The sequence below is a fragment of the Candidatus Cloacimonadota bacterium genome (assembly GCA_034722995.1).
Taxonomy (GTDB): Bacteria; Cloacimonadota; Cloacimonadia; order JGIOTU-2; family JGIOTU-2; genus JAGMCF01.
Map to the genome: position 1 here is coordinate 1 of JAYEOL010000011.1, position 5,480 is coordinate 5,480.

At 32.6% G+C, this 5,480-nt stretch carries 5 protein-coding genes; all 5 read left to right on the plus strand.

Going from position 1 to position 5,480, the window contains the following annotated elements; translation table 11 throughout:
• Nucleotides 1-1,040 (plus strand): CRTAC1 family protein (locus tag U9R23_01500; GenBank protein MEA3475111.1); only part of this gene is annotated, 1,040 nt, incomplete at its 5' end.
• Nucleotides 1,041-1,245: 205 nt separating this feature from the next.
• Nucleotides 1,246-2,163, plus strand: coding sequence for a tRNA (adenosine(37)-N6)-dimethylallyltransferase MiaA (miaA, locus tag U9R23_01505; protein ID MEA3475112.1), 918 nt, complete (start codon nt 1,246-1,248; stop codon nt 2,161-2,163).
• 2 nt (nt 2,164-2,165) lie between these two features.
• Nucleotides 2,166-3,017: a peptidylprolyl isomerase gene (locus U9R23_01510; GenBank protein ID MEA3475113.1), complete on the plus strand. Its 852-nt coding sequence runs from the start codon at nt 2,166-2,168 to the stop codon at nt 3,015-3,017.
• The gene (locus tag U9R23_01515; GenBank protein MEA3475114.1) at nt 3,014-4,201 is read left to right on the plus strand and encodes a phosphopentomutase; all 1,188 of its coding nucleotides are present in this window, start codon (nt 3,014-3,016) and stop codon (nt 4,199-4,201) included. Before U9R23_01510 ends, U9R23_01515 begins: the two co-directional genes overlap by 4 nt.
• Nucleotides 4,202-4,520: 319 nt before the next feature.
• Nucleotides 4,521-5,480 (plus strand): PEGA domain-containing protein (locus U9R23_01520; GenBank protein MEA3475115.1); only part of this gene is annotated, 960 nt, incomplete at its 3' end.

Genomic DNA, 5,480 nt, shown 5'->3' on the forward strand with positions numbered 1-5,480 from the left:
ATTTTGATGGAGACCTTTTTCCGGATTTGTATTTAGCAAATTATGAACGCTGGGAGATTCTTGATAGTGAACCAGATTTCCTATTTCATAACGAAGGAAATGGTAAATTTTCTGATGTGACAGAATCGCAAAAGATTGTCCCACCATTTAAGGAAAATCAAGCTGGTAGGGGAGTGAACTGGGGAGATTTTGATAATGATGGTGACCTTGATATCTTTGTATCAAATTACAGATTAGATAAGAATTTTCTCTGGAATAATCAGGAAAGAAAAGCTTTTGAAAATGTTGCTGAACAAGCTGGAGTTGAAGGAAACTATGTTGATGAATGGTTTGGGCATACGATAGGTTCTGAATGGGGTGATTTTGATAACGACGGAGATATGGATTTGATTTGTGCTAACCTTGCTCATCCAAGATTTATAGATTTTTCTGATATGACAATGCTATTTGTTAATGACTTGAAACATGAAAAATTTATTGATAGCAGAGAATCTGCTGGCATTACTTATGATGAATGCCACAGCGACCCTTCCTGGGGAGATATTAATAGCGATGGCTATCTTGACCTATTTATTACATCAATATATCCCAACCGTAGAAGCTATCTTTATCTAAATAATGGTGATAAAACTTTTACTGATATTTCATATTTGGCTGGTGTGCGAACTTTCAATTCTTGGGGAGCTGCATTTTCAGATTATGACAATGATGGTGATTTAGATTTGCTGGTTTGTAGCAGTGAAGGTATTCATCTATTCAGAAATGAAAGTAAAGGTCAAAACTGGCTGGGAGTACAAATTTTAGATAAAAATGGGAAGACTCCAATTATTGGTACACGAGTTGAAGTTACACAAGACAAATTAAGACAGATTCGTGAAGTTCAAGGTGGAAAAGGTACAACAAATCAGCATAGTCAGACATTGTATTTTGGTTTTCCCAATAAGGATAATGTTGATATAAAAGTGAGATATTTGGATAGGAAAGAGATGAGTTTGCAAAATCAGAAATTAAATCAGGTAGTAAAGATAGTGTATGAATAATTAAGTTCGTCACGGAATGGTCCGTGACGACTCGGTTAAATGGAATGGTCCATGAGGACTCGGTGAACTCAGTTAAGCTAGCTAAAAACAAAAGGAGCTGTCAGGGATTCACCCTTCGTCCCGATTGAATCGGGACTACGAAGAATGGACCATTCCATGACAGTCATTCATTTGTGTCATGGTGTGGACCATGACACCCCCGAAGATGAAGAAAATAATTGTAATTTGCGGTCCAACAGCTGTTGGAAAAACAGAGCTTTCAATAAAACTGGCAAAAAAATTCCCTCTGGAAATTATCTCTGCTGATTCAAGGCAGATTTACAGATTTATGAATATTGGAACTGCAAAACCAAAGCCAGATATTCTTGCTGAAATTCCTCACCATCTTATTGATATTAAAAATCCAGATGAAAAATACACAGCAGGGGATTTTACAAAAGATGCTGATAGGATTATATCTAAAATATACGAAAGAGGAAAAATCCCTTTTATTGTTGGCGGTACAGGTTTTTATATCAAATCACTTTTATATGGATTATGTAGGACTCCAAAAATTCCAATAAATATCAGAATGGATTTGCAAAAACAGGTAAAGGAGAAAGGCTCACAATACTATTATGAAGAATTGAAAATAATTGACCCAATTGCAGCAGAAAAGATTCATCCTAATGATTCCAAAAAAATAATTCGGGCACTTGAAGTTTATCAATTTACTGGCAACCCATTATCCAAATTTTGGAAGGAATTTGAATTAAATAAAAGATATAACCATTTTACGATTTATCTAACCGAAGACAGACAAATTTTATATAAAAGAATAAATGACCGGATTGATAAGATGATTTCTGATGGGCTTCTTAATGAGACGAAAAATCTTATTAGAAAGGGTTTCACTGAAGAAAGCGTTGGGATGAATTCACTCGGATATAAAGAATTATTAAGTTATATTAATAATAAATCAGATTGGGATACAACTGTAAATTTAATAAAACAACACATGAGGAATTATGCCAAAAGACAATTTACTTGGTTTGCAAAACAGGAAATAGATTTGACAATAAATGCATCAAATCTTAACTTATTAAGTATAGAAGAAAAAATAGCAAAATTTTTAAAGAGTTAATTATGCATATTGCGATTGTAAATTCTTACAAAATTTCAGATAAAGAGTATAAAGCTGAACTGTATCAATTAATGCAAGAAAGAAAATCAAAGAATGTAACACTGCAGTTAAAGAAATTAGCTATAAATAATTTAATTGATGCAATCCTGCTCAAGGAAGAATCTCAAAAAGTTGACCTTCCCATTAACGAACAGGAGGTTCAATACCAATTTATAGAGATACAAAATCAATATTCTTCATCTGATGAATTCTCTGACCAGATGAAGAAGTATTCTTTAACAACTGACAAACTTATTGAGCATATTAGAAATAATATTCGCGTTAAACAATTTATCAAATCCCATTTTATTAATAAAGTCAAGATTGAACATAACAAAATATCTGAATATTATGAAGCTCATAAGCATGATTTCATAATTCCTGAAGAGATAAAAATTTGCCATATTTTGGTAAAGGATGATGGCCTGAATTCCTTTCAAAAGATTGAGGAAATAAGTAAGAGATTATATAATAAGGATGATTTTTGTGAAATCGCAAAGGAGTATTCCGATTGCCCGAGTGGGAAAGATGGTGGTAATTTGGGTTATATTCAACGAGGGAAAATTCTAAAAGAACTTGAGGATGTTGCCTTTTGTCTACCAATTGGGCAAATTACAGGTCCTATCAAAACAAGGTTTGGCTATCATTTTGTAAAAGTTATGGATAAAAAAAAATCACGAATTCCAGAATTTAAAGAAATAAAAGATGCATTAAAAAAACAATTGGAAAGAATAACAGGAGAATTGGAATTATTAAAACATATTAGAAAGCTAAGGGCAAATGCTGATATAATAATTAACCACGAATATCTATGATAACAATAAAAAAAGTTATTTTAATTGTCCTTGATGGAGTTGGAGTTGGAGAACTTCCTGATGCAAATTTATACAATGATGAGGGCAGTAATACAATAGCAAATACTGCATCCAGATGTAACGGGTTATTCTTACCAAATCTTCAAAAATTAGGTTTGGGAAATGTTACAAAAATAAAAGGTGTTAAAGAAGAAAATGCTCCTATTGGCAATTGGGGAAAAGCAGCAGAAATTTCAGCAGCAAAGGACAGCACTTCTGGTCACTGGGAAATTATGGGAATACCAACCTTAAAGCCATTTCCTACATATCCTGATGGATTTCCAAAACAAATTATTGATGAATTCATTCGGAAAACAGGATGTAAAGGGATACTCGGCAATAAGGCTGCTTCAGGTACAGTTATTATTAACGAGTTGGGAGAAGAGCACTTAAAAACAAAATATCCTATCATTTATACTTCTGCTGATAGCGTATTTCAAATTGCCTGCCATGAAAATATTTATTCTGTAGAAGAGCTATACAAGATGTGTGAAATTGCAAGAAATAAAATATTAATCGGCGATAATAGAGTTAGCAGAATTATTGCAAGACCTTTTATCGGAACAGAAAATAATAACTTTGTTAGAACACCGCGCAGAAAAGATTTCTCTATTAGTCCTCCAGAAAGAAGTGTATTAGATAGATTAAAAGAAAATGAACATAATGTTGTTGGAATTGGTAAAATTGGAGACCTTTTTAATTTTAATGGTCTTACTGATTCTATTCACACTCATCATAATGAAGAGGCAATGAAGGAAATTATATCTCAAATGAATCGTTTGGATGAAGGGTTGTTCTTTGCTAATTTGCCAGATTTTGATACGATGTGGGGGCATAGAAATAATTATTCTGCTTTTGCAAAAGGATTGGAAAAATTTGATAATTGGTTACCAAAATTTATGGAAATAATGAGCAAAAAGGATATTCTAATTATCACTGCTGACCATGGTTGCGACCCAACTACAGAAAGTACTGACCATTCAAGAGAATATATACCAATATTGGTTTATGGTAAATCTGTAAAAAATGGTGTAGATATTGGAATCAGAAAAACTTTTGCTGATATAGGAGCAACGGTTTCTGAAATTTTTCAAGTTCCTTTGCCCAAAATTGGAAAGAGTTTTTGGAAGGATATTAAGAATTAAACTATTATAAAAAAATTCTATCTAATTAAGTGCTATTTTTATGAGCTGTCAGGGACCAATCCCTGACAGCAGAGAATTCCCAATTGAGATAAAAAAGTAGCAACAGGATAAATCTATTGCTACCCACCAGATGGTGGGTAGATTCGGGTTTATCCCGAATTGAGATAAAAAAGGGATTTTCATATGAAACATACATGTCCCGAAAACAAATCTGGACACAAAGGAGCATGAAAATGGCATTGAGCATTCCCAAGCTGGGGCTTGGGAATGAGAGTTTACATTTTTTTTCTTTGTGTCTTTGTGGCGAAAGGATTTTCAGATGAAAAAAATATTTTTATTATTAATGTGTTTATCGTTATTATTATATGGATGTATCTTTGAAATAACAAATGGTGACAATTCTGATAGTGAAATAATACAAATTTCAAATGTCATTGAAGGTATCTTTAGTGCTTATAATACCTCAAATGTCAATGCTATTATGGCTTTTTTTGATGATAATTTCTTACATAATTCTAAAGATTACAATGATGAATGGAATATTTGGAATCAAAGAATTGGTGGGAATGCAAAGATTATCAATTTGTATGTTGAAGTTTACGGTAATTATGCAAATGTGTCTTTTACACTAAACCTTAATGGAATAAATTATTATGTGCCAGCTGATGGATATGGTGATGTAACTTATTTACGAAAGATAAATGGAATCTGGAAAGTCTATGGAAATCAGGATAGTTCAAATGAGAGATATTCCATAACAGTAGAGTCCGAACCACCTGGTGCAAATATTTATTTCAATGAGCAGAATATTTACCATTTAACACCATATACAATTAATTATGTTTCAGAAGGGACTTATACAATTGGTGTTTATCTGAGAGATTATAATGAGGAAACCAGAACAGTTTATGTTGATGAAGATACAACAGTTTCAATTGATTTAGAATGGCCAGTAAATCCTCCAATAATAAATATTGATTCTCCTGAAAATGGCCAAATTATAAATGGAGATGAATTTAAACTTCAAGGTTATATTCCATTTTTTTATGGTGATAAGGCAACACTTAATTTGAATGGCGATGAACAGGTAATTGAGGTTTATTGTGGAGATTTCAATCAGTGGATTTCGATAACTGAACAGGAGAATGAATTTTATCTTAGAGCAACTAATGATAACGGAAACACAGGTGTTTCTGATGTGTTTACAATATACAAGGATGAACAGGCATATGATTTACGAATTGAGCTTTACTGGGATACAGATGAAACTGATGTTGAC